The sequence below is a fragment of the Photobacterium sp. GB-1 genome, assembly GCF_003026165.1.
Classification (GTDB): Bacteria; Pseudomonadota; Gammaproteobacteria; order Enterobacterales; family Vibrionaceae; genus Photobacterium.
On sequence record NZ_PYOB01000003.1, the window covers coordinates 238,808 to 265,244 of the forward strand.

Genomic DNA, 26,437 nt, shown 5'->3' on the forward strand with positions numbered 1-26,437 from the left:
TTAAGTTGAGGTCAAGGGGGAGCTGAATATTATTTACACTTAAGCCATATATTTCATCATTAAGGAAACGGAGCCAAATGTGATGCAGCAAACAATAGAAAGCCAACGCTTAATTTTGAGACCATTTACGCTAACAGATGCTGAACGAGTAGCTAACTTGCTAAGTGATCAAAGAATTTCTGACATGACAGCAAATATACCTTATCCATACTCTGTATCGGATGCACACACTTGGATTCAGGGACATAGCAACATGTTCTTAAGCGGTACAGGTATTGTTTACGCCATCGTTTTAAAACAAACAATGGAAGTCATTGGTACGGTTAGTTTCCCGAAAATAGAAAATGGCGTAGGTGTGCTTGGGTACTGGCTGGGTGTTCCTTTTTGGGGAAATGGTTATGCGACTGAAGCGTCAAGCTTATTAATTTCGTACATGAAAGAGCACTGTGGCTTAACGCAGTTACAAGTAACCCATTTAGCTGATAACGCACGTTCAAGATCGGTTATCAACAAGCTTGGCGTAACCTATAAAGGTAATCAGATAAACCACATGCAAGGAAAAGAGCGTGAGGTTTGTGTTTACCTTTCTACATTATAAGCTCACTTTAATGACACGGTCTGACATTAAAATACATTTGCAAATGTTGTATTGGTAATTATTAAGCTAAATTCTATCAATGACTGATGATATATCACTTAAAAGTAGTTTTGCATCATCGCTTTTCAGCTGTAATAAGGCCATAAAAAGGAGATCAGTGATAACATTCTGTGCGGTTCGCGAAGAAATTGAAGAGCTTCGAAATTGTTTTTCATCGGCAATAGTGTCAATCGTATAGTGGGCTAATTGCCGTAAGGGGCTCTTTTTTATATTTGTTAACGCAATGACTGTCGCGCCTTTGTCGTAAGCTGATTGTGCTGCCATTATTATCTCACGCCGTTTTCCTGAAAATGAAATAGCGATGAGTATGTCGTTTTTCGTTAATGTATTCGCTGTTGCGATTTGCACATGTGTATCTTGTTCAGTGAGTGCAGTAATACCTAATTTTAACAGCTTAAAAGTGAGATCTTTGGCGGTTAATGCTGAACCCCCAATGCCTACAATTTGTATGCGATGCGCTTGATTTAGCCGTTTTACGATAGCTTCAAATTCTGAAAAGTTGATAGCGTTGGTTGTCGCAATCATAGCGTGTGTTTTCTCTTGTATTAACTTTTGTGCAATCGTTATTGAAGAATCATCGCTATGGATCTTGTTATGAATAGGTCTTTTGGGTTCTAGAATGGCATTTTGTTGAGCAAGATCTTCAATTATGGCAAGTTTTAGTGCTGTAAACCCCTTAAAACCAAGCCGTTGAGCAAATTTGATCACACCAGATTGTGAAACACCTACCTTTTTCGCTATATCTTGGCTGACATAGGCACTTAACGAAGCTGGGTCTTCAAGAATAAAGTCTAATATCTTTACTCCATTACTCGATAAGCTACTTCTTTGGTTTTGCATTCGCTCTAAAATACTCATATTTCCCTAATTATATTGAATTAATTATTCAACGAGACCTAAACATTATTCATTTAACCTGAATGGAATTAACTATCTGAATAAATAAGTTATTTTTATATTCTTTAGAATGTTTAAAAGAGTTGTGACTCGTATTTATTCTCTAATTTTGGCACAAAATGAATAATTTTAGTTGTGATAACTATCACTTAAATGAATTTTTTATTCTATATGATGCCTCTCAACAAAACCTCCAAGTGAAGAGAGCAGATAATGAAAATTGATCTAACAACCTTAGTGACAGAAAGCCGAAATAAAGATAGTGAAAACATCGATATGCTATCAACGGTTGAGATGTTGAAAGTTATCAATCAAGAAGACAAGAAAGTGGCACTTGCAGTAGAAGCCATTATTCCTGAAATTGCCAAGGTTGTTGATCTTATCGCTAATGCTTTCCAATCTGGTGGACGTTTGATTTATACCGGTGCGGGTACATCAGGTCGATTAGGTATTTTGGATGCCAGTGAATGTCCTCCTACATACGGTTCTAATCCCGATTTGGTGGTTGGCTTAATTGCTGGTGGTCATACAGCGATTTTAAAGGCGGTTGAAAATGCAGAAGATAATGTTGAATTAGGTGCAAGTGACTTACAACAGATTGGTTTTAATGAAAAAGATGTGCTTGTTGGCATTGCTGCAAGCGGACGTACGCCGTATGTCTTAGGTGCAATGAATTACGCAAAAAGTATCGGTGCAACCGTTGCTACCTTAAGTTGCAATGCGAATAGTCCAATGACGCAGATAGCAGATATTTCATTAACCCCCATTGTTGGGCCTGAAGTGGTAACGGGCTCTTCAAGAATGAAGGCCGGTACTGCACAGAAATTAGTACTAAATATGTTAACCACAGGGGCAATGATCCGTACTGGGAAAGTCTTTGGAAACTTAATGGTTGATGTTGAAGCAACCAACGCCAAACTTATCCAACGTCAAAAAAATATTGTAGTTGAAGCGACAGGGTGCAGTGAATTACAAGCAGCGGAGGCACTTGCGCAGTGTAATAACCATTGTAAAACCGCAATCCTTATGATTTTACTTGATATTGATGCTGAGTTGGCGACTGCAAAACTCGGTAAGCATCATGGCTTTATTCGTCATGCACTTTTAGACCAAAAATAATAAAACAATCGGTTATATCGAGGATCATAAGATGGCCAAAGTAACTGCTTCAATGATGCAAGAGATACTCACTGCAATCGGCGGTAACGAAAACGTTATTAAATGCGGTAATTGCATGACGCGATTACGTCTTACACTACGAGATGACAGCTTAGCTGATCGTGACTCAATCAAACGTATTGCAGGCGTGATGGGGTTAGTTGAAAGTGACGATCAATTTCAGATTGTGTTAGGACCGGGCAAAGCACAAACTGCAGCTGAAATGATGAATAGTATGCTTGAGAACGAGCAAGGTGAGGAGAAAACTTCTCCAAAAACACATTCCGACCTAAAAGATGTGGCTTCTGCACATAAACAGCAATTAAAGAAAAAACAAACCAGTGCAGCACAACGCTTTCTAAGCAAGTTTGCAACTATATTTACGCCTTTAATCCCCGGTTTCATTGCTGCAGGTTTATTACTCGGTATCGCGACCTTGCTGGAACAACTTTTTGTTATAGGGCAGGCCTCGCCTAATGCGCATTTACTTGATTTAATTGCGTATATGAAAGTTTTCAGTAAAGGTTTATTTAGCTTCTTAAGTATCCTTATTGGCTACAATGCGCAGCAAGCGTTTGGTGGTTCAGGGGTAAACGGTGCGATTTTAGCGTCACTGTTTGTACTTGGTTATAACCCAGATGCAACGTCTGGCATTTTCTCTGGAATGAACGACTTTTTCGGCAATGGTATCGATCCACGAGGCAATATTATTGGGGTTCTGATTGCTGCCATTATTGGTGCAGGCGTTGAGAAAAAAGTCCGCCAATATATTCCAGATAATTTAGATATGATCTTAACTTCTATGATCACCTTGTTGATTATGGGCGCTGTTACCTTTGTGATTATCATGCCAATTGGTGGTGAGCTATTTAAGGGGATGTCATGGTTATTTATCAACTTAAATGGTAATCCATTCGGTAGTGCGATCTTAGCCGGTTTATTCTTAATCTCAGTGATGTTTGGTATTCACCAAGGTTTTGTTCCGGTTTACTTTGCTCTTATGGACGCACAAGGATTTAACTCACTTTTCCCGATTTTAGCCATGGCAGGAGCAGGGCAAGTAGGTGCAGCACTGGCTTTATATGCTAAAGCGAAAAAAGAATCTTTGTTACGTCTGCAGGTAAAAGGGGCGATCATTCCGGGATTATTAGGTATCGGCGAGCCGCTTATCTATGGTGTGACATTACCGCGGGTTAAACCTTTTGTTACTGCATGTGTGGGGGGCTCTGCGGGTGGTTTCTTTATTGGGTTAGTATCGTATCTGGGATTACCGATTGGTTTAAATACAGTATTTGGTCCATCTGGTATTGTTGCTTTACCGTTAATGACCTCAAGTTCTGGTATCTTTGCAGGTATGGCCATTTTTACCATTGGTTTGCTGATTGCTTATATCGTAGGTTTTGTCGCAACATGGTTCTTTGGTACGAAAAATGTCGATTTAAGTTAAAATGATAAGGAAGGCTTCTTAGTATAAAAGATGAAGTAAATAAAAAACGGTGCAAAGTGCACCGTTTTCAGGGTAAGTTGAGTTTTTAAAAGTGATATATTTATGGTTTAACTTACCGCTCATAAAAATTAAATTTTTTATATAATAAAGAATCATTAGCTAGATAATGAATTACAAACTTCTTTTGTTACAGTGTCAGTTGTAAAGCCACCAGATCCTGAAAACCAATAACGTATACCAAGTCCATTGTGTATCTCATAGCCGTATTTTTCACATAAGTAAGGAAAGGAGTCTTTTTCTACATCTGATTTATATATTGTCCATTGCCAGTGTGGGTTTCGTAACATGTATGCAATAGTCATTAGTGATTTTTCACTATCAAAATATACTTTAGCTGTAGCGCCTCTCATACCCTCAATTTCAGTATCATTAACACTTTTTGCTATTTCATTCTTAATTTGCGGAGGTAGATTTCCTTGATATTCAGATTCTGGAAGAGATATACTTAATGTTTGACATCCTGTCAATGTAATCATCAAAAAAATAGAGCTAAGAATTATTTTAGACATGATACTTCCTGTTTGACTTACTAATTAAGAATAAAATAGTAGTATTTAACATTAAGCATTATCAAGTAAAAATTTACTTTTATGTATGGGAAATATTCTGAATGTGATAAGTGTAATAATTTGTTAAATTAACGATATAAAATTTTTGGAGCTTTAAGACTTATTATTACGATCTGAAAAGTTAATTATAAAAAAGTTTACCAACACTTGTGCAATAAAGCGGAGCAAAAGGCTCCGCTTTGTCGTTTGTTACTCCAGAGAACGATATAGTTTGAAATAATAATATTATTGAGATATTTCTTTTAACTTATCGATAATGGGTTTTGACGTAATCATCATTGGCTGTGAATTCTCGAATCCCATTTTATTTTCTTTAACTGTGATTCTGGCTTTTGCCGCGATGAAGGCCATTATAAATGAAGCATTTTGTGCAAGCTGTTCTTTAAAGAAAGCTTCACCAAAATAGGTAAATTCAGAGGTGTTGGTACAACCAAATGATGGTTGGCTTGGATTGCTCGCGGTAATAACTAAAGTATGTAAACCTGCAATTTCATTAGCGAATTGTCCTGAGAAACACGATGAAACCACGACAACTTTCCACTTTATTTTTGACTCAACGAGGGATTTTTTAAGATCTTTAGGTGTTATTAACTCTTTATGGTGCGGCCAAAATTTAGAGTGTAAGCCTTTTTCAAAAGAACCATGTCCAGTAAGAAAAAGAAAAACAATATCTTCATTTTTGTCGATAGTATTACCAATATCTTTTAATACATTATCAAGATTCGATAGTGTAGCCATCGGAGCTTCATTGATAGTTGATGAGTGATTAATCAATGTGACAGAGCGTCCTTTGGTATCAAATTTGTTATCAAATAACTGTTGTGCATATTTAACTTCTTTACTAAATACGTTCTGACTAGAGTCTGCAGCAAAACCTACAAAATATAAGTCTGTTTTATTTGGGCGTTGTGGTAACAATTTTGAAGTTTGCTGTTCAACTAAAGATGGTTGAGCTAGCAGAAGTTCCTTCGACGCACAGCCTGAAAGAATTGCGAAAGAAAGTGCGATAAGTATTAATTTAGGAACAGAAGTAATGGGCTGAATGGTTGCATTTAACATGTTCTTTATTGATCTTTTTAGTCATTGATAATTCTTTATACAAAACTGAAGACTTAAATTAGAGCAATAAATACAGTTTATCGAGTGGCTTCACAACCTCATTTGTAATTTATTTACATTGTAAGTATAAAAACTTTGTTAATTAAGAAGCTGAAAGAGTAGGTTTCACGATTATATTTTCTGTAAATAATGAATAAAAAAGCCGCCATAGTTAGGTAGGGAACTATGGCGACAAAATGGTAATACCTAGGTAGTTAGTCGGATATTACCAATGTAGTAGCTATTTATTAAATCTTATTAGTAAAGGTACGGCTAATTACATCTTGTTGTTGTTCACGAGTCAGTGAGTTGAAACGCACTGCGTAACCAGAAACACGAATTGTTAGCTGTGGGTATTTCTCTGGGTGCTCAACAGCATCAAGTAACATGTCACGGTTTAATACGTTCACGTTTAGGTGTTGACCACCTTCAATGCCATCTGTTGTGCCTGCTGCTTCGTGGTGGAAGTAACCATCCATTAGTGCTGCAAGGTTTTGTTTCTGTGTTTCTTCATCTTTACCTAATGCATTTGGCACGATAGAGAAGGTGTATGAGATACCGTCTTTCGCGTAAGCAAATGGGAGTTTAGATACAGATGTTAGTGATGCAACCGCACCGTTTTCATCACGACCGTGCATTGGGTTTGCACCTGGGCCAAATGGCATACCAGCACGACGACCACAAGGGGTATTACCTGTTTTCTTACCGTACACAACGTTTGATGTGATGGTTAAGATTGACTGTGTTGGAATTGCTTCACGGTACATGTGCATTTTCTGAATTTTCTTCATGAAGCGCTCAACAAGGTCGCAAGCGATATCATCAACACGTGGATCGTTGTTACCGAATTTAGGGTAGTCACCTTCGATGTTAAAATCGATTGCTACGCCATCTTCGTCACGTACTGGTGTTACTTTCGCAAATTTAATTGCTGATAATGAATCAGCAACAACAGAAAGACCTGCAATACCACATGCCATAGTACGGCGTACATCGCGATCCATTAATGCCATTAGTGATGCTTCGTAGCTGTAACGGTCGTGAGAGTAGTGGATGATGTTCAGTGCTGTCACGTATTGTGTTGCTAACCAATCTAACATTGAATCAAAGCGTGGCATTAGTGAATCAAAGTCTAATACTTCATCTTCAATTTTTGCTACTTGTGGGCCAACTTGGGCTTTAGATTTTTCATCAATACCGCCGTTAATAGTGTATAGCAGACCTTTTGCAAGGTTAGCGCGTGCACCAAAGAACTGCATGTGTTTACCAACAACTTGTGGGCTTACACAACATGCGATTGCGTAGTCATCGTTGTTGAAATCAGGACGCATTAGATCATCGTTTTCGTATTGAACAGATGATGTTTCAATCGATACTTTCGCTGCGTACTTTTTAAAGGCAATAGGGAGTTGCTCAGACCAAAGAATAGTCATGTTTGGCTCTGGTGCAGGACCCATTGTGTGTAGTGTGTGTAGGTAACGGAATGTGCTCTTCGTTACTAAAGTACGACCGTCAACACCCATACCAGCCATTGCTTCTGTTGCCCAGATTGGGTCGCCAGAGAACAGTGAATCGTACTCAGGTGTACGTAAGAAACGAACCATACGTAGCTTCATGATGAAGTGGTCGATCATCTCTTGCGCTTCTTGCTCGTTGATCAAGCCGTTTTGAATATCACGCTCGATAAATACATCAAGGAATGTTGATGTACGACCTAGTGACATTGCTGCGCCGTTTTGAGATTTAACCGCTGCTAGGTAGCCAAAGTAAGTGAACTGAATCGCTTCTTGTGCTGTGCGAGCAGGTGCAGACATATCGATGCCGTATTTCAAGCCCATTTGACGGATGTCTTCTAGTGCTTGAACTTGATCTGCTAACTCCTCACGTAGGCGAAGTGTTTTTTCTAGATCATGGCCTTGCTCTAGGAATGCTTGAGTTGACTTGTATTGTTCTTGCTTGTCAGCTTTTAGAAAATCAATACCGTATAGCGCTAGACGACGGTAGTCACCAATGATACGACCACGACCGTAAGCATCTGGAAGACCTGTGATAATACCAGATTTACGACATGCTAGGATTTCTTTAGTGTATAGGTCGAAACATGCTTTGTTGTGTGTTTTACGGTAGTCAGTGAAGATCTTCTCTACACTTTCATCCAGTTTGCGACCGTATACTTCACACGAGTTTTTCACCATGCGAATACCACCGTTAGCGATGATTGAACGCTTAAGTGGTTTATCAGTTTGTAGACCTACGATTTTTTCGAGATCTTTATTGATGTAGCCTGCATCGTGAGAAGTAATTGTTGATGGTAAATCAGTATCGAAATCAACCGGCGCGTGAGTGCGGCTTTCTTCTTTAATACCTTCTAGAACGGTATTCCATAGTGATGTTGTTGTTTCTGTAACATCGGCTAGGAAAGACTCATCCCCTTCATAAGGCGTGTAGTTAGTCTGGATGAAGTCACGAGTGTTAACTTCTTGCTGCCAGTTACCTGCGCTAAAACCTTTCCACGCTTCTAACATTTCTGTAGTAGGGATTGTCATAATGTTTACCTCAATAGGTGATATATGCGAATGCGTTATGATGAAACTGACTCACCATAAACTTAAAATCTGATGTGTGTTGAGCACGATCGGCTGATTTAATTCACTGCTTTGGAAGCCTATTTTTTATTATTCAACAGTCGTCATTTCGCTGTCTTAACTGCTTCTTGGCTTGAGATAAATACTATGATTTATAAGGCTATGAGTAAAATGAATGGTTTTCATTTTTTAAATGCATTGAATGCATACATGTGAATAATACATGATGTATAGATAGATATATGTATTAATAAACAATGTGTTATACGTTTATTTGTATCAATATGATGTTAGAAGCATTTTGTTGTGTTTAAGAACTTTAATTCAAAAAAAGTTTAGACTTATTACATTTTTCTATAATTAGGCCCTGATCCGCTTTCTGGTGGCGTCCAAGAAATGTTCTGAGAAGGATCTTTTATATCGCAGGCTTTGCATTGCAAACAGTTACTTGCATTGATTTGAAATTTCACTTGGTTATTTTCTTCAATAACTTCATAAACACCTGCAGGGCAGTAACGTTGGCTAGGTTCATCAAACGCTTTTAGATGTTGGCTTATTGGTATTTGAGCATCTTGTAATTGAAGGTGACAAGGTTGATCGTCAGGATGGCTAATAGAAGCAAGATAGAGTGAAGAGGTTTTATCAAAGCTTAATTGGTTATCAGGTTTGGGGTAACTTATCTTGTTTGTTTTTGATATAGGCAGTAGGCAAGTATGATCTGGCACATTGTTATTAAGCTGCCATTTTGCACGACCACTAAATAGACTTTGCTCTAAATAGGTTGCAATAGCGCCACTCAGTTGACCGAATTTATGGATATTTGCAGTGGTATTTCTCGCTTGATGAAGTTCATCATACAGCCAGCTACTTTCAAAAAGAGCGTTATAGCAAGGCTCGGTATGGGAATGATCACGAATTAACTCACTGTATACCGCGCTTGCCGCTAACATCCCGGATTTCATCGCGGTGTGGCAGCCTTTTAATTTGTTCATATTCAGGGTACCAGCATCACAGCCTATTAATACACCGCCTTGGAATGACTGTTTGGGTAGGGAGGCTAACCCCCCTTTGGTAATCGCTCTTGCACCGTATTCAATTCGTTTTCCGTTTTGAAGAACTTGCGCAAATAGAGGGTGATGCTTTAGCCGTTGAAATTCATCAAACGGGCTAAGGTAAGGGTTACGGTAGTTTAAGTCGGTAATAAGCCCTACTGCGATATGGTTATCACCAAGGTGGTACATAAAAGCGCCACCCGTTGAACTTGATTCGCTTAGTGGCCACCCCAAACTATGGATCACTCTGCCTTGTTGATGCTGTTGCTTGGGAACCTGCCAAATTTCTTTTATCCCTAATGCGTAATGTTGCGGTTGTTTGTGCTTATCGAGCTTAAGTTGTTTTATTAGCGCTTTTCCTAAATGTCCTCGACTACCTTCGGCAAAAATAGTGTAACGCGCATTAATCAGCATACTGGGTTGATAGTTTTCTTTTTTGTGACCTTGTTTGTCTAATCCCATTGCTTTGGTTGTAATCCCCTTTACGGTGCTCATGTAAATGGGTAAATCGGCATTATCACTTGTTACGCTGTCACTCCTTTGGTGTTCAAACTGTATTTTGTCAGCGCAAAAGCCAGGGTAGATTTCGACACCCAATAGCTCGGCTTGTTTTGCTAGCCAACGGCATAACTCACTTAAGCTAACAATATAATGGTCGTGATTTTCAAACACTTTTGGACGTAATAAAGGTGGGATTGAAAATACTGATTGTGAGTTGGTTAACCAATAAAACTCATCATGTTTTACTTTGGTACGGACTGGGCAATCAGTATCTTGCCAGTTTGGTAATAATTCGTTGAGTGCGTGGGGATCAAATAAGGCGCCAGATAAAATATGTCCGCCGATTTCGGCACTTTTTTCTATTACAGCAATAGAGAATGGTCGCTGATGCTCTTTGGCTAATTGCGCAAGTTGGATAGCACTAGCAAGCCCGGCAGGTCCTGCGCCGACGATTAAAACATCAAAAGAGATACTGTCTTGAGCACTTTCTTCCTCTGCCATAGATGACTCCTTTATTGCTTCATTTAACTATAGTCCAGTTGACGTAAACGTAAATTCAACTAGGCTCAAAGAAACAAAGGCGTTCCTGTATTAGCCGTTAAATCAACGACTTCTTATTAGAGGTATGTGATATGGCAGAATCTACAATCCGTATATTAGTGGCGATTAAGCGCGTGATTGATCCTTATGTAGCGATCCGTGTTAAGGATGATAATAGTGGTATTGACGATCATAATGTGAAGAAAACCATTAATCCTTTTTGTGCAATCGCACTTGAACAAGCCGTACAGTTTAAAGAACAAGGGATAGCGTCAGAGGTCGTTGTTGTTTGTATTGGGGATGATAGTTGCAATGAATCATTAAGGACGGCACTCGCGCTAGGGGCCGATAGCGCTATTCATATCAATACTAATCAAACTGAAAGTGACGATGTAACAAATATCACCCCGCTAAAAATAGCAATGCTGTTATCTGTATTAACTATACAGAACAAGAGTGATGTGGTGTTAATGGGGAAACAGTCTATTGATGGCGATAACAATCAAACACCTCAAATGCTGGCGGGAATATTAGACTGCCCACAAGCGACTTATGCTTCAGAGATTAACTATGACAACCCTTCGATATTAGATGAGCTTATTGTGACTCGTGAAGTCGATGGTGGTCTTGAAACTTTGGCGGTTAAAGTTCCTTGTGTGATTAGCTGCGATTTACGACTTAATACACCCAGATTTGCATCACTTCCAAATATTATGAAAGCGAAAGCTAAACCATTAACGACTATTTCGTTGCAAGACTTTATTGAAAAAAATAGCGTGCAGTACCCATCGCTGGAAAATCTGATAAAGACAACGTCTCAAACAATACTTCACTATAACGCGCCAAAACCACGGACAGCTGGGGTTATGGTCGACAATGTTGATGCACTTATTGATAAGTTAAGTCATGAAGTAAAGGTGATCTAATGAAGACAGAAAACATTTTGATTATCGCAGAGCATGATCATCAGAATATTTCGTTAGCTACACGTAAAGTTGTTACTGCGGCAGCTTCATTACAGTGTTTTAGCAAGGGGTTAAGTATCCATATTGTCGTGGTTGGTTTTCAATGTGAATGTGTTGCACAGCAGGCAGCAGAGTTAGCCGATATTGATAAAGTGTTATTGGTGGATGATGCTTGTTATCAGCATGGTTTGGCAGAAAACGTCTCTAAGGTCATTAAGGATATTGAATCAAACTATAGTCATATTTTTATGAGCAGTAGCACATCAGGTAAAGATCTATTGCCGCGAGTATCTGCGATGTTGTGTATAGAGCAATTATCCGATGTGATGGCATTTACTGGTTTAGATGCAGTCGTTCGTCCTATTTATGCCGGTAACGTAACGGTTGAGGTTAAGTCTTGTGAGGCTGTTATGGTGGCAACAATTCGCAGTGCTAGTTTCGAGCCTTGTGGGTTATCGGAGCAACCCGCCGAGCAAGAATTGCTAAAGATAAGTCATTCATTAACCCGTACCCGATTTGTCAGTATGCAAACGAGTAACCATGAGCGACCAGATCTTACTACAGCACGTGTTGTGGTCGCAGGTGGGCGAGGTGTTGCAAGTAAAGATGGATTTTTATTGATTGAGCAATTAGCAGGTACCTTAGACGGTGCGGTTGGTGCTTCTCGCGCAGCCGTGGATGCTGGATTCGTACCTAACGATTACCAAGTAGGGCAAACCGGGAAAATTATTGCTCCAGAACTTTATATTGCTGTTGGGATCTCGGGTGCAGTTCAACATATTGCTGGGATAAAAGATGCAAAAGTGATTGTGGCTATTAATAATGATCCTGATGCAAGTATATTTTCTTATGCCGATTACGGTTTAGTGGGAGATTTATTCGATTTAGTCCCTGAGCTTTCATCTAAATGTAAATAGGGTGCGTTGAGAATAATTTTTCACATTTTATCTTAAAAGGGATGAGTATGTTTCTTAAGCAATACAAGTTATAGAAACTGATCCTTGTTTAAAAAGCACTCTAAATGATGGCATTTTTGTTATATTTGTAAGTTAAATGAAATATTTATAGGTATTCACTAATTATCACTTCCTTTTTGGTTTAAAAGACTAGTAATTTATGGTTGAGTGGTTCATTAATCTACTGTTAAAGTTAAATATTATTTTTCATTATCGTTGTTGTATTTTTATTCTATTTTAAAATCATAGGCTTATTAAAAAACAAATCTTATAGCAATTTAGTGCTAATTTGATATGTGAATAGTTATTCCTTATAAGTAATGCCAGTATTCATTTACTGAATGAAAAACGAATTAAAAGGAATAATTATGAGAAGAGACTCTAGCACATTACTAGGACACCCTAAGGGGCTGTTCTTATTGTTTGGTACTGAACTATGGGAGCGATTTTGCTTTTATGGCATGCGCGCCATTCTTGTCCTTTATTTAACTTCAAAAACAATGGACGGTGGTTTTGGCTGGACAGCAAAAGATGCGCTAAGTCTTTACGCGACTTATACCGGACTTGTCTATCTTACTCCTCTCATCGGTGGTTGGATTGCCGATAACTTTTTAGGACAACGCCGTTGCGTCATGATAGGTGGTGTGGCAATGGCTGCTGCACAATTTGTTCTTGCATTACCTAACTCGGTTGTTGGGGATTCTGCATTGCATGTTTTTTATGCTGGCCTAACGTTGATGATCATCGGTAATGGTTTATTTAAAGCCAATATCTCAACTATGGTTGGTGATCTTTATGATGAAGGTGATAACCGTCGTGATGGTGCATTTACCATTTTCTATATGGGTATCAATTTAGGTTCGCTACTTGCTGGTATTATTGCAGGTACAGCTGTAACAATCTGGGGTTATAAAGCAGGCTTTGCAACTGCTGGTATCGGTATCTGTATTGGTTTAACGCTTCAAATGTTATTTGCACGTCGTTATTTGGGCGATATTGGTATTGAGGCTGCGGCTAAACGTGATGCAGCTAAAAACAAGTCAGGTAAAAAAGAGCCATTAACAAAAGTTGAACGTGATCGCTTAAAAGTTATTATGGTCATGGGTCTGTTCGTTATTGTCTTTTGGGCTGGCTTTGAACAAGCCGGTGGATTGATGAACATTTACACCCAACAGTATACAGATCGTATTATTGGCAGCTTTACTGTACCAACAGAGTGGTTCCAATCACTTAACCCGTTCTTCATTATTACGTTAGCGCCTGTTATTGCTTCATTATGGGTAAAAATGGGCTCGAAGGAGCCAAGCTCACCAATTAAATTTGCAGCAGCATTGTTCTTCCTAGCAATTGGCTTCCTATTCATGGTGGGAGCAGCGTTAGAACAAGGTGGTGATTTAACTGTTAAAACATCAATGCTATGGCTTGTAGGTGCGTATTTCTTCCATACATTGGGTGAACTATGTCTATCACCAATCGGTTTATCGATGGTAACGAAACTTGCACCATTACGCTTATGTTCACTACTAATGGGTGTGTGGTTCTCGTTTAACGCATTAGCGAACTATGCGGCGGGTATTATTGGTTCACATATTGGCGATGCTGGTGCGCTATCTATCTTTGGTGGTATCGCAATTGCTGCAACGCTATCAGGTCTTATTCTTATCGTGTTCTCAGGAAAGTTAGTTGACTGGATGCACGGTGCAGAAGGCCAACCAACGACTGCAATGAAAGAAGCGGAAGCTACACTTGCAGAAGCAAATTAAAATTTAAACGATTCATCTCTTCGTTTAGCCCATAGTTAGGAATAGCTATGGGCTTTTTTGTTATAATTTGAAAAGTAACTGTTAGATATTCGAAAATTAATATGGCAGGTATTAGATAAATGATATCGAAAAAGGCTGTAAGCTTATAGATGCTAAATAACTATAGAATTAAAAATGTAACTTTTTGCTCTAACCGTGCCGTTTTAAGTAATGGTGAAAAACAACAAGTACTGAACTTCACAGAAGCTAAGTTACTCGAAATTTTGTTAAGCAAGGTTAATGAAACAGTGTTCAAGGAAACCTTAAAAGAGTTTGCTTGGCAACATACTGTAGTAACTGATTCTTCTTTAACGAAATCTATCGCTAAGCTCAGGAAAGCGCTGGTCTTTTTTTTCGAGGATGAAGAATTAATAATAACTATTCCAAGAGTAGGCTATAAATTTGTTTCTAACGATGTGATAACTATAGCTAATGTCGAAACGAGTATTGAAGAACCTATTACAATTAAAAGTGATGAAAGTGAAAATCTTCAACCTACTGAATATAAAATAAAATCGAAAATAAGTGTGCGTAATAAAATATTACTTACATTATCGATATTATTAATTGGTGGATCGTTATTTAATTTTTTACGTTTACTCCCTTCTAAAAATGAACAATTTATTGCAGAAGGTTATCATGTAACAGAGCTGACTAGTGGCGGATTTTCTCATACAGTTATCACTCGTAAAGGAATGGAGTTAAACCCAAAGCTTAGCTTTTTATTATCGCAGCAGAAGTGTAACTGCCTATTTTTCGTCGATAAAATTTCAGGCCATTTTAATATTTCTTACTTTGATCCCAAGAATGCAAAAGGGAAAAGCTTTATTTTTGATGAGAAAAACCTTGTTGAAAGGTTAAGAGTAAACTTATCTCAAGGAGAGCAGTAATGAAAATGTGGTTACTGTTTGCTATTTCAGCATGTATATTCGGCTCTTCACTCTGGTTTAGCCATAATCAGTTTGTTAATCACGATAATTTTTCTTCCGAACTACGTGAGTCCACTGAACTACATGGTGATTGGCATATTCTTACCAAGGTTAATTTTACGAACAATAAATATACAGCAGAAGTTTTTGTTGATGGAAGTGGTATTGATGAAACTGCCATTTTTAGAGAGAAAGGGCGTTTGTATAGTTTCTACAATGGTAGTTACCGTGTGAAATCAGATCTTACTTTACTTCAACAAGCAAAAGTGGATAACGCAACAAAAGCATCCCCTTACACACATTTTTTATTTACTTCTCAACAAGGAAAGTATAGAAATTTTAAGATGATATATAACGACCAGCATGTAGTGATTATTCATGTTAATGATAACGACTATGTACAGTTATATGTTAAGAGTAACCCTAGTCAATAAAAATAACGGCGATATGAAATGCAATATCGCCGTTCAGCATCAGATCGAATTAGAAGTGGTATGTCACATTTGTCATTAGCGTTGCTTCGTTTTGGAGGCTAGTTTTTAATAGAGCAAAAGTGGAATCATCCTCAGCAGTATGAAGTGTATAGCCTAGCTCGCCACCAAATGCCCAATGGTTTAAGTTATACTCAGCGCCTGCTTGAAAACCATATACCATTCCATCAAGATTGCTGTTGTCTTCAGCCATTTCGTAGCCTAGGTTAGCACCAGCGGTAAGATTAAAATTATTAGTTAAGTTGAAGACGTAATCATACTTAGCTTTTACTGTATCTAAGCCTGTTGAATCACTTTCGTCTTTAAAAGCCAGTTCTTCATGAGTGTAACCTAAGGTTAAGCGATGATGATCATTAAGCGTTACGCCCCCATGAATACCGTAAATCGCGCTATTGTCCAAATCCGAATCATTATTTCCAAGAGCTGACTTTGCTTCCATTGCGCCAGAAAGTCGTAAACCAAGATCAGCTCCGACAAAGTAATCTTGTTTAATTTCTGCATGTGCTGAAGTAACTGCGAATGCTGAAATAACAAGTGCTAATGGAGTAATAATCTTTTTCATGTTTTATCCTATTTATTGTATGAATTTTAAAACTAAGTGTTTGTCACCCTAAGTTGCTAATTACAATAAGTTGGAATGACCTAAATGCTAAGGGAATAGCAAGGAGAAACGCGGATAAAATATAAATCAAATTAAAACAGTAAGTTAACTTTTTTGTTTTAGAAGTATTTATAATTATTCCTCAAGGAATGAAGTAATAATACATTGCTTTATATTAATTGAGTGGTGTTTTAAATAGACCGGTAGCAATGTTTAACAATCACTACCGATCTTTGTCGACATTAAAGGCTTTTGAGTTTATATATCATCCATGATGTCAGAAGTAAGCTACAAAAAGGTAATGCGACCCATACACCGTCAACGCCAAAAATATGCGCGAACGTAAAGATAAAGATAGAGATCAGGATTAACTTGCCACCAGTTAGTATCGACGCTTCTTTTGCCATGTTAATTGACTGGAAATAGGTTGCACCAATGAGTAATAACCCTTCAAAAGGTAATCCCCAAAAATAAAGGTGCATACCGTTTATCGCAACAGGTTGAAGCAGTTGATTATCACCCGCGAATAAATACACGACATAATCGGGTAAACTATAAAGTATTGTGACGCCAATGAACGCGACAACAAGAGTAACAGCAAAAGCAAGGTTTCGTGCTTTGATCACACGATCTTTTAAACCTGCACCTGTATTAAAACTGGTGATCGGTTGTGTGCCTAATGCAATGCCTTCGAAAATTAAATAGAAGAAAGCCTCCGTATAACTCACGATGCTGTAGGCAGCAACATGAATCGGTTTACCGACCATCAAGAAAGCTTTGTTATGCAAAATTAGTACGACAGATAGGTACATGTACATGAGTAAACTTGAAGTACCGAGTTGTAATATTTGTAAGCAGGTATCAAGTTTAAGTTTGAGGCTTTCCCAATGAATGCGTAGTACTGACTTATTGCTAAAGAAATGCTGTAAACACAATATACTAGTAGCAGCTTGCGATAGCATTGTGGCAATAGCTGCACCTGTTAATCCCCAAGGGATCACCACAATAAATAGCCAGTCTAAGAAAATATTCAGTAGACCACCGAAAATCATGATGTAAGTCACGCGTTTGGGTTGTCCATCATTACGTAATAGTGACGAAAAGGCCATTGAGATAATGGCAAAGAAACCCATACTGAAGTACCAGAAGAGGTAATCTTCTGCCATTGATAGGATCTCTCCCTTTGCGCCAACCCATTGCAGTATATCTGTGCCAAATGTGACCCCTAATCCACAAATAATCAGTGCAGCAATTAGGCATAAGCTGAATGCGTTACCAACAATATTTCTCGCTTCCTCTGTTTTATCTTCACCCAGCTTTATCGAAACTAATGCTGATGCACCCATACCAATAAGAGCACCTATGGCGTAAAGAATGGAGCCAATCGGATAGCCAAGTATGATCGCTGCAAGTCCGTCTTCACCAATAAAGTGGCCCACAAACATGCCATCGACAGCCACATAAATGCCGGTGACCAACATGGCAGCGATAGTTGGAAGTGTATAACGCCAAAATAAACGAAAAATAGAATCGTCACGTAATGATAACGGTTGAGACGATGAGACAGACATAAGAACATTCCGTGTATGGTGATAGGAGATATCACACTAAAACCGTTTAAGTTGCATTACACTTATTCGGTTAGATTAAAAATTTGGCGCATTTTAATCGGAATGGGGCGTTAGTCAATCTTATAAATTGCAGTTAAGAATAGATAACGTAAAACAGGGGATTGATTATCATGTCGTACAAAAGGATGTTTTAGAGACACACTGCCATTTGTTAAATGAAAGCGTTGTTTTACCGACTCAGCAAAACTGCTCTCACTGGGTTGAAGCTTGATTCCTGTTGCAGCATATTCAAGATGATTATCAGGTAATTCACCAAGCCACCAAGCGGGAATTTCCTTACTCGCTTTACTGCGATCGAACCAATGATCAGCAATCACCATAAGGTAATGTTCACCATGAGTAGAAAACTTGTTTTTCACTTGCTCAATAGTATTAAGTAATGCATCTCTACGGGCTTTATTGGCACTAATGAAGTGATGGGCAATCACCCAGATATATGAATGTTCGTGCTGTAAGCAATAGATAGCTTGCGATGCATGTTGGCTTTGATCTGTGTGGGTAATTTTGACAGGTGTGTTTTGTTGGGCACAATTAGCTGCAATACGGCGGCAAAGTGTTTTCGCTAAATGATCTTCTTGCATGCCTCGGCTATGAATCGTTGGGTAGTGTTGCTCACATAGCAACATGCAATCGTGAGCAAATTCCTCAAGGCTCGTTGCTAAAATATCACTGAACAAAATGAATGACCTTCATGAAATAACAGACACAACAACTAAAGATGCAAGGAGTTTATCGTAGCATAAAATTTTGCAATGTCATGTAATTCATGAGGTTTTAATAATAAATGACAAGTAGATAAAAAAAGACCTGTACCAATTGGGATTTAGGTACAGGTTACTAGACAGTGAAAAGCATTCACTAAAATTAATAGGTGTTGTGTGGATTAATTTGATGTCGTCGTTTTCTGATCTCTGTTGATACCAAGGTTAGTTAATCCACGTTTAAATTTGTCTCTGCGACTTAATAAAAGCAAGCTTGCAATAACGATATAGATGACTGGTTCAGTAATACCAGATTTGACAGACCATAAATAATGAATTGGGCTCAATAATAAAGCAAGGTATACCCAGTTATGAAGTTTTTGCCAGCTTGTTCCTAATATACGTTGTAACTTCTGAGTAGAAGTCAAAGTCAATAATAATAAAATTAGCCAGCTAATTGCACCAATAGCTAAATACGGACGTTGAGTGATTTCCTCACCGACTAAAGACCAGTCAAATCCTAAGTCAAGCGAGACATAAACACTCAAGTGTAGCAATGCCCAAAAAAAGCTATATAAGCCCAATACTCTCCGTGTTTTTACCAAAGCCCCTTGTTTTAAATACATGGCAATTGGACTAATAAGCATTGTAATAAATAATGTATTCAATGCCGCTTTTCCTGTGAAGTGTTCAATGTCCTTAACTGGATCAGCACCAAAACCACCATTGAATGTTTGGAGAACTAATACAGTAAGAAAGAATAAGCTAACGGCATGAATTATTACTTTCAGCCAAGTAATATGTTGAGGGGTTAGCTTTAAAAAACGCTTCTTTCTTTGAGATTTCATTATTAGTAGTTCCTTTTTAGATCCATGCCTTTATACAAGCTCGCAACAGCATCCGCATAACCGTTAAACATGGTGGTAGGCTGACGTCGACTACTGAATATATTCCCTTCTCCTATAAAACGTTCACTTGCTTGACTCCAACGAGGATGATCGACTGTTGGGTTTACATTGGCATAAAAGCCATATTCATCAGATGCTAAGATGTTCCATGTTGTTGGTGGCTGTTTGTCCGTTAACGTAATACGTACAATCGATTTAATGCTTTTGAAGCCATATTTCCAAGGTACGACTAAACGAAGTGGAGCGCCATTCTGTGGCGGGAGAGTTTTACCATATAACCCAACAGACAAGAGTGTAAGAGGGTGTAGCGCTTCATCAAGGCGTAATCCTTCCACATACGGATAATCAATGCCGCCACCTAATGAGCGAGATGCTTGTCCTGGCATTTGCTTTGGATCATAGAGGGTCTGAAACGCGACATATTTCGCGCGACTAGTCGGATCGGCACGTTTAATAATATCGCTTAAGCTAAAACCAATCCACGGAACATTCATAGACCATGCTTCAACACAACGTAGCCTGTAAATGCGCTCTTCTAATGGAAACAAAGAAAATAAGTCATCATAGTTAAGCGTTAAGGGTTTATTAACAAGGCCGTCAATCTTTACTTGCCATGGATCAGTAACAAAATTTTCAGCCCGAATAGCAGGTGATGATTTATCCGTACCAAACTCATAAAAGTTATTATATTGAGTGATCTTATTTTCCGGTGTGAGTGAAAGCTTTGGATCAGATAACGGTGATTTTATTGTAGAAAGTGGACGTCGGTTATCGATCGTTTTCTGATCGTCATTTGAAAACACATCAAAAATACCCGCCGTTGCATTAGAAGCTAACGGAAGACTTGCTGCTGCAATACCTAACTTTTTTAAAATATCGCGGCGTTGATGATAAATGGACTCTGGCGTGACATCATTTTCACTTAAATCCCATTTGTTTGTTCTCTTAATTAGCATAACGTTCCCTACAAAAATGGCTTAAATTAGTAGACCTGATAAAAGCTGTAAAAATTTCATACGATACAAATTATTTGAAATTTCAATAAACAGTACGTAAGAAGTCTGAGTAGTAGATGCTATATAATGAATTTTTATTTTGGAGGAATGAAGGTGGCAAGACATTCATATGACGCTGATCTTGAACTACAGCATATCTATATTGAAGTGCATGCGGAGCGGTATCATCACCTTAAAGCATTTATAGAAGCGTATTACTGTTTTACCCATGGTGCCGTCACCAAACAAGATAAGCCTGATTGGCAAGCAATTTTTGATGTAGGTATTCGAACAACAAATGCTGCGAAGATCATGGATCGTAAATTGCTTATTAGAGATATGTTAGTGCCGTTATCTGTATTAATTGGTTATATGAAAGCCATGGTAAGAGATGATATTTTGACGATTGAAGGTTTGCGTAATTTATTAAATGAGCAATTGAAGTATGTGGTAATGACTCGTGAAGAATATGCTTATTTATCCAAGCAAGGGCTACGCGATGCAATGCCAATAAGCTTTTACCTACGTGAGCATAAACACTATAAGCAGATTTCAGCGCGTTATGATGTGGCAGGTATCACATTAGTCAAGTAGGTCGTATGAAAATACTGCGTATCTATTGATAGTCGTAAATAGCGCATATATTCTTGGCTTACATGTGTACGCTGAATGTAGAGTGATTATAGGATGACAACTCAACAGCAAAAACCCCCTGTACTTTGGTTAAATGTCGCCGTGTTTAGTGTGACGTTACTTGTTGCGATAATTGGTGTTCCGCTTTATGCGTACCAATATGGTTTCGATTGGACACAAATATTAATGTTAGTTGTAGCATTTAGCTTTTGTGGTATGTCTATTACGGCGGGATATCACCGTTTATGGTCACATAAAACTTATCAAGCTAATGCAATGCTCCGTTTCATTTTTGCAATTGGCGGTGCATTTGCTTTGCAAAATAGTATCTTGCATTGGTCTTCAGATCATCGTATTCATCACCGCCATGTTGATAACAATGATAAAGATCCTTATTCAGCGAAAAAAGGTTTCTTTTATAGCCATATTGGCTGGATGTTACGTGATTACCAAGGGAGCCGATACCATGACTACGACAATTGCCGTGATTTACAAAAAGATAAAATAGTAATGTGGCAGCATAAATATTATTTATGGCTGGCGATGGGTACCAATTTTGGTATTCCATTAGCTTTCGGGTTTATTCATGGTGATATTTGGGGGGCACTATTGCTTGTTGGCTTTCTCCGATTAGTACTCAGCCATCATACGACTTTTTTCATCAATTCATTGGCGCATATTTGGGGGGCTCAGCCTTATACTGATAGAAATACCGCACGTGATAACGGATTATTGGCTTTTTTAACTTTTGGTGAAGGTTATCATAACTATCACCATATTTTTGAAAATGACTATCGAAATGGTATTTGCTGGTGGCAGTTTGACCCAACTAAATGGTTGATTAAGGCCTGTTCATGGATAGGTTGGACAAGAAATTTAAAAGTTACGCCTGCTGACCGAATTGAAAAAACCAAAGCAAAAATGCAATTTAAACGAATCCAACAACAATTGAGTAAGATGCCGAACAATGTCGCAAGGCTAACGCAGCTTCAGCAAGAGTATGAAGCTTTGATTGCTAAAATTTCAGATTATTATCAAGCAAAAAAGCGTTTACTGGATCTTGAGAAGCAAAAAATTGCCAATAGCTATGATGATTTTGAGTTTATGCAGCAGTATAAATCTATGCAAGCCCGACTAGAACAACAACGGCGTGCATGGAAAGGTTTGATGCAACAATATACGACGTAGCTTGCTAAACCCCATAGTATTGAAACAGTAATTAAAGAGTTGTTAAGTTTACCGTAACTTAACAGCTCTTTTTTTGTATAAACGGTATAGTAGTATAGATATAATTAATTTTACTATTATTCGCATAGTTAAGTTATGTAACTGATTGATTAAAATGATCTGCTTAATCTAAAACATAACCCTCGCTAGTAGAAATTGCTTATATAAAGTACTATGGATTGTAGAGATTTGTTTATAGTTTGTATTAGAGAGTAATACTGACTATGCAACAAAATGTTTGGGTTTGTTGCAAATAGACTCAGGAATTTTTTAACGGAGACATCGTTTTGTACCGCGCATTGCTTCTTTCACTTACTTGTTTGGTATCTTCTGCTGTAAATGCAATTGAATATCAATTACCAACCGATGGTAGTAATATCGTTGGTACACCTAACTATTACGAAGTACAAAAAGGGGATAGTCTTGCTGATATCGCCAATAAGTATAATGTTGGTTTTTTAGGTATGATGGCTGCGAATAAAGGTATTGATCCTTTTCTTCCTGCTCCTGGACGTTTACTTGAGGTACCAACCAAGGTTGTATTACCAGATGTTGCTCACAAGGGTATTGTAGTCAATCTTGCGGAACTTCGTTTGTATTACTTTCCAAAAGACGATGCATCAAAAGTTTATATCTTCCCTATTGGTATCGGTCGAGTTGGACGTGAAACCCCAAGTATGACAACAAGTATCAATGAAAAAGTGAAGAATCCAACATGGACACCGCCTGCTTCTATTCGTAAAGAACATGCCGCAAGAGGTGATATTCTTCCCGCAGTTGTACCGGCAGGGCCTGATAATCCGTTAGGCGACTATAAAATGCGTTTAGCTTATGGTCATGGAGAATATCTAATTCACGGCACTAATAAAGATTTTGGTATTGGTATGCGTGTTAGTGGTGGCTGTATTCGTATGAACCCATGGGATGTTGAGTGGTTATTTCCACACGTTGCGTTAGGCACACAAGTGCGCATTATTAATCAACCTGTAAAGTATTCAGTTGAACCTAACGGACAGATCGTTGTTGAAGTACATGCGCCATTATCGAAAGATGAATCACAAATGGGTGAAAAGAAAGTTGTAACGGCACCTGCGAAATTGATTGATGACTTGAATTACGATAATGATGCTTATCAGGTACTTACTAAGGCATTAGATAACCAAAGTGGTATTCCTGTTGTTTTGAATTAATTATATTTGAAATGATATCAAACGAGAGCATATGCTCTCGTTTTTTTTGTCTTAACAATGTGTGTAATAACAAATGTGATGGATTTGATGACGTATCTTAATAATTAATAGTCATAAGTATGTTTATATAAATATTCGAATTAAGTGTATTTAAAATTAACTTATCAACCGTAAGATCGTTTCTTCTACTTAGGTTAAGTTACAAATTAAAACGGGTTAAAGGGAAGTTTTGCTGCTTAGAATAGGGAGCTGAATACTTGATAGAGGCAATTAATGTTAAGTATTAAACAGAGGAATGATTGATACCATGAATGTATTTATTGGTCTTTCTTATGACAAAAAAGAGATGGCTTATAAAAAGCCATCTCCTTAAAGTACTTAAGCTAAGACAAATTACTTAGTGTAAGAACCAGCAATGTTGTCGATACGCTTGTTAGCACGCATTGCTTCTTGGTAAGCCGCGTCTGATGCTGCACGAGAGTCGTTTACAGCGCTAACGATTTGGTCTTGTTGACCTTGTAGTGCACTTACTTGCTCAGCTAAAGTGTCTACTTTGTTAGTAAGAGTTTGCATTTTGTCTGCTTCAGTGCTTGAACAACCTACTAAAGATGCAGATAGTAGAAGACCAGCTAAGATAGTTACAGTACGTTTCATTTTTTATAAATCTCCATATTGATTGTGCCACTACAACTGAGTGTGAAAGATTGAGTTGGCAAATTCATTATGGCATAACTTCTTAAAATTGCTCATTAATTTTTTTCGGTTAGATCAAAAAATTCACGTAAACACTGAATTTTTGGTTAAAAAATAAACAATTATGACATTAAATTTTCATACCGTTTTAGTGACTAACTATGCGTAATGCCGCTTGTAATAAGGGCTGGCGCTATATTTATGACTTCAAATAAATTAAAACGTCAGGTTTATGTAAAAAAAATATATTAACAAAAAAAGAAATATAACAGGCGAATTAATGAACGAAAATGCAAATAGAAAATGAGAGTAAGTTCACATGATTTTGATTATCAATTTCGTATCTAAATATCGCTCAATGTTAACTTAGTTGTATATATTGTTGTGTCGTTCATGATTATGATGCATTGGGTACACTTTTAATGATGTTAGGAATTACGGAAATAAGTGGTGCAGGGCTAAGAAGGTGTGGCACTTTATCAATAAGTTCACCGTTAGGTAATAAGAAGTAAAAATAGGAATTGTGATCAATCGTATATTCAAGCGCTGAATCTTTTAAATCTGTCCGTATGTAAAGTACACCGTATTTCTCAGCGAGTTCCTTCGTTTGTTCTTGCGTTCCTGCCATACCTGAAATAGATGAATGGAAATGTTTTGCATAGTTAGCCGTTTTTACTGCAGTATCTCGCTCTGGATCTAATGTTATAAATATTGGCCAGATGTTTTGGCGTTGCTCTTCAGGAATTTGTTTTAAGGCTGCAGACATAACTGCTAATGATGTTGGACATACATCTGGACATTGTGTGTAGCCAAAATAAACTAAACGTATTCTTTGATCTTCGGGATTATAGAGGTCAACGGCCTCGTTGCCTGATTCTAGAAAATTTAGAGGGTAATGAGGCTCTATAGCGAGTGATGGGTCGCGGCTATCAAGTATATAGCTTGTTGTTAGTCCTGCGAGTAATGCGATGGCTAGAATAACCCATTGGTATTTCATTTGTTTATCCTTAAACAAGTTTAATCGTACAACTGTGATTATGCTTTTAGCTATCTTATAAGTGTAGGTATGTTTAATACTTTTGTGAGGTATATTTATCCTTGCTCTAAAATATAGAAATGATAAAAAAAGCAGCCAGATGGCTGCCTTCTTCAATGAGCGTTATAGGTAAATTATTTTTGCTCAGTTGCTGCAAATTTTTCTAATCCCCAAACAACCAGAATACCTAAAACCATTGCACAAATAGCGTATCCGATCAGTGCGGGTTGTCCAGTGACTTGCTCGAAGTTAAAAGGTGATAAGTTATGTTCAAGTAATGGTACTTGTTCACCATGTGAATTTACACGCCAACTCACCACTTCTTTCCAAGGCCAGATCTTACTTAATGTACCGATCATTAAACCAGTTAAGAACGTTAGTGCAATATCACGGTAGCTACGAAGAATCCATGATAAGAAGTGAGAAAACGTTAATAGCCCTGCAGCACAACCTATTGCGAAAAGACCAAGCGTAACAACATCAATAGATTTAGCTGCCGCAAGGATCGGTGCATACATACCTAGCAGGAGTAATATAAAGCTTCCAGATATTCCAGGTAAAATCATGGCACAAATTGCAATAGCACCTGCAATAAGTACATTGATAGGTGTTGGCTCCATTGCGACAGGGTGAAGGACGGTAATTCCATAAGCAAATACAGCACCGATAACAATGGCAATGAATCGATTAATCGACCATTTTTCCACTTGTTTGAACATATGAATAACAGAGATAATGATCAAACCAAAGAAAAATGACCATAATGGAATTGGATGGGTTTCTAGCATCCAAGTAATGAGTTTAGCGAAGGTAAAAATACTGGTTAGAATACCGGCGAATAAACAGATCAAAAATGTACCGTTGATATGTTCAAATGCGCCTTTAAGCCCTTCTTTTCGAATGATGCCAATAAGCGATGGGTTAATACGACGGATGCTCTCAAGTAAGGTGTCGTAAATACCAGTGATAAAGGCGATAGTACCACCAGAAACCCCAGGGACAACGTCTGCAGCCCCCATAGCCATGCCTTTTAGAAAGGTGAAAAGTTTAGTCATTAGATTATGTATCTCTATGATAGCCAAAAACATTTGGTGCATTATATAAGTAATGAGAA

24 protein-coding genes are annotated in these 26,437 nt (G+C 38.0%); 11 read left to right on the forward strand and 13 right to left on the reverse strand.

Features of this window, described 5'->3' with window-relative positions:
• Positions 1-82: 82 nt before the first annotated feature.
• Positions 83-598, forward strand: coding sequence for a GNAT family N-acetyltransferase (locus C9J45_RS05425; RefSeq protein WP_107207227.1), 516 nt, complete (start codon positions 83-85; stop codon positions 596-598).
• Positions 599-664: 66 nt separating this feature from the next.
• On the opposite strand, the gene C9J45_RS05430 is transcribed toward C9J45_RS05425, so the two are convergent.
• Positions 665-1,516, reverse strand: a complete 852-nt coding sequence (locus C9J45_RS05430; protein ID WP_107207226.1) for an SIS domain-containing protein — start codon at positions 1,514-1,516, stop codon at positions 665-667.
• Positions 1,517-1,768: 252 nt separating this feature from the next.
• On the opposite strand from C9J45_RS05430, the gene murQ reads away from it, so the two are divergent.
• Both murQ and murP read left to right on the forward strand, forming a co-directional pair.
• Positions 1,769-2,674 carry an N-acetylmuramic acid 6-phosphate etherase gene (gene murQ, locus C9J45_RS05435; RefSeq protein WP_107207225.1) on the forward strand — a complete coding sequence of 302 codons (906 nt, stop codon included), beginning with the start codon at positions 1,769-1,771 and terminating at the stop codon, positions 2,672-2,674.
• 31 nt (positions 2,675-2,705) lie between these two features.
• Positions 2,706-4,160: a PTS N-acetylmuramic acid transporter subunit IIBC gene (gene murP / locus C9J45_RS05440; protein ID WP_107207224.1), complete on the forward strand. Its 1,455-nt coding sequence runs from the start codon at positions 2,706-2,708 to the stop codon at positions 4,158-4,160.
• Positions 4,161-4,315: 155 nt separating this feature from the next.
• On the opposite strand, the gene C9J45_RS05445 is transcribed toward murP, so the two are convergent.
• From C9J45_RS05445 to C9J45_RS05460, 4 genes are all read right to left on the reverse strand, one after another.
• Entirely contained in the window at positions 4,316-4,729 is a 414-nt protein-coding gene (locus C9J45_RS05445) for a hypothetical protein (protein ID WP_107207223.1), read from the reverse strand.
• 285 nt (positions 4,730-5,014) lie between these two features.
• Positions 5,015-5,848 (reverse strand): C13 family peptidase, encoded by an 834-nt coding sequence (locus C9J45_RS05450; RefSeq protein WP_107287585.1) that lies wholly within the window; start codon positions 5,846-5,848, stop codon positions 5,015-5,017.
• A gap of 287 nt (positions 5,849-6,135) precedes the next feature.
• Positions 6,136-8,433, reverse strand: coding sequence for a formate C-acetyltransferase (gene pflB / locus C9J45_RS05455; protein ID WP_107207221.1), 2,298 nt, complete (start codon positions 8,431-8,433; stop codon positions 6,136-6,138).
• Between the two features lie 383 nt (positions 8,434-8,816).
• A complete protein-coding gene (locus C9J45_RS05460; RefSeq protein WP_107207220.1) occupies positions 8,817-10,526 on the reverse strand; it encodes an electron transfer flavoprotein-ubiquinone oxidoreductase in 1,710 nt (569 codons plus the stop codon).
• Between the two features lie 131 nt (positions 10,527-10,657).
• Here C9J45_RS05460 and C9J45_RS05465 point away from each other — a divergent pair, with 131 nt between their 5' ends.
• The 5 genes from C9J45_RS05465 to C9J45_RS05485 all read left to right on the forward strand — a co-directional run bounded on the left by C9J45_RS05465 (position 10,658) and on the right by C9J45_RS05485 (position 15,651).
• The gene (locus tag C9J45_RS05465; protein WP_107262104.1) at positions 10,658-11,491 is read left to right on the forward strand and encodes an electron transfer flavoprotein subunit beta/FixA family protein; all 834 of its coding nucleotides are present in this window, start codon (positions 10,658-10,660) and stop codon (positions 11,489-11,491) included.
• A complete protein-coding gene (locus C9J45_RS05470) occupies positions 11,491-12,447 on the forward strand; it encodes an electron transfer flavoprotein subunit alpha/FixB family protein (RefSeq protein ID WP_107292267.1) in 957 nt (318 codons plus the stop codon). The genes C9J45_RS05465 and C9J45_RS05470 overlap by 1 nt, the downstream gene beginning before the upstream one ends.
• Positions 12,448-12,854: 407 nt before the next feature.
• Entirely contained in the window at positions 12,855-14,249 is a 1,395-nt protein-coding gene (locus tag C9J45_RS05475) for a peptide MFS transporter (protein ID WP_107287583.1), read from the forward strand.
• A 149-nt stretch (positions 14,250-14,398) separates the two neighbouring features.
• Positions 14,399-15,178 carry a winged helix-turn-helix domain-containing protein gene (locus C9J45_RS05480; RefSeq protein ID WP_107287582.1) on the forward strand — a complete coding sequence of 260 codons (780 nt, stop codon included), beginning with the start codon at positions 14,399-14,401 and terminating at the stop codon, positions 15,176-15,178.
• Positions 15,178-15,651: a hypothetical protein gene (locus C9J45_RS05485; RefSeq protein ID WP_107287581.1), complete on the forward strand. Its 474-nt coding sequence runs from the start codon at positions 15,178-15,180 to the stop codon at positions 15,649-15,651. Before C9J45_RS05480 ends, C9J45_RS05485 begins: the two co-directional genes overlap by 1 nt.
• A gap of 49 nt (positions 15,652-15,700) precedes the next feature.
• Here C9J45_RS05485 and C9J45_RS05490 read toward each other — a convergent pair whose 3' ends face one another.
• The 5 genes from C9J45_RS05490 to msrP all read right to left on the reverse strand — a co-directional run bounded on the left by C9J45_RS05490 (position 15,701) and on the right by msrP (position 20,505).
• Entirely contained in the window at positions 15,701-16,270 is a 570-nt protein-coding gene (locus C9J45_RS05490; RefSeq protein WP_107287580.1) for an outer membrane beta-barrel protein, read from the reverse strand.
• A gap of 281 nt (positions 16,271-16,551) precedes the next feature.
• Complete coding sequence (locus C9J45_RS05495) at positions 16,552-17,880, reverse strand: MATE family efflux transporter (protein WP_107287579.1); 1,329 nt, start codon at positions 17,878-17,880, stop codon at positions 16,552-16,554.
• 110 nt (positions 17,881-17,990) lie between these two features.
• Complete coding sequence (locus C9J45_RS05500; RefSeq protein ID WP_233217636.1) at positions 17,991-18,617, reverse strand: hypothetical protein; 627 nt, start codon at positions 18,615-18,617, stop codon at positions 17,991-17,993.
• Positions 18,618-18,823: 206 nt separating this feature from the next.
• Positions 18,824-19,489: a protein-methionine-sulfoxide reductase heme-binding subunit MsrQ gene (gene msrQ, locus C9J45_RS05505; RefSeq protein ID WP_107247184.1), complete on the reverse strand. Its 666-nt coding sequence runs from the start codon at positions 19,487-19,489 to the stop codon at positions 18,824-18,826.
• A gap of 2 nt (positions 19,490-19,491) precedes the next feature.
• The gene (gene msrP, locus C9J45_RS05510; RefSeq protein WP_107247185.1) at positions 19,492-20,505 is read right to left on the reverse strand and encodes a protein-methionine-sulfoxide reductase catalytic subunit MsrP; all 1,014 of its coding nucleotides are present in this window, start codon (positions 20,503-20,505) and stop codon (positions 19,492-19,494) included.
• A 147-nt stretch (positions 20,506-20,652) separates the two neighbouring features.
• On the opposite strand from msrP, the gene C9J45_RS05515 reads away from it, so the two are divergent.
• From C9J45_RS05515 to C9J45_RS05525, 3 genes are all read left to right on the forward strand, one after another.
• On the forward strand, positions 20,653-21,138 hold the full coding sequence (locus tag C9J45_RS05515; RefSeq protein WP_107262095.1) for a hypothetical protein: 486 nt from the start codon (positions 20,653-20,655) through the stop codon (positions 21,136-21,138).
• Positions 21,139-21,231: 93 nt separating this feature from the next.
• Positions 21,232-22,365 (forward strand): fatty acid desaturase, encoded by a 1,134-nt coding sequence (locus tag C9J45_RS05520; RefSeq protein WP_107262093.1) that lies wholly within the window; start codon positions 21,232-21,234, stop codon positions 22,363-22,365.
• A gap of 326 nt (positions 22,366-22,691) precedes the next feature.
• Positions 22,692-23,594 (forward strand): L,D-transpeptidase family protein, encoded by a 903-nt coding sequence (locus C9J45_RS05525; protein WP_107247188.1) that lies wholly within the window; start codon positions 22,692-22,694, stop codon positions 23,592-23,594.
• Between the two features lie 393 nt (positions 23,595-23,987).
• Here C9J45_RS05525 and C9J45_RS05530 read toward each other — a convergent pair whose 3' ends face one another.
• The 3 genes from C9J45_RS05530 to C9J45_RS05540 all read right to left on the reverse strand — a co-directional run bounded on the left by C9J45_RS05530 (position 23,988) and on the right by C9J45_RS05540 (position 26,378).
• Entirely contained in the window at positions 23,988-24,248 is a 261-nt protein-coding gene (locus C9J45_RS05530) for an Lpp/OprI family alanine-zipper lipoprotein (protein WP_107207210.1), read from the reverse strand.
• A 436-nt stretch (positions 24,249-24,684) separates the two neighbouring features.
• The gene (locus C9J45_RS05535; protein ID WP_107292268.1) at positions 24,685-25,284 is read right to left on the reverse strand and encodes an SCO family protein; all 600 of its coding nucleotides are present in this window, start codon (positions 25,282-25,284) and stop codon (positions 24,685-24,687) included.
• Between the two features lie 173 nt (positions 25,285-25,457).
• Positions 25,458-26,378 carry a DUF368 domain-containing protein gene (locus tag C9J45_RS05540; protein WP_107207208.1) on the reverse strand — a complete coding sequence of 307 codons (921 nt, stop codon included), beginning with the start codon at positions 26,376-26,378 and terminating at the stop codon, positions 25,458-25,460.
• Positions 26,379-26,437 lie beyond the last annotated feature (59 nt).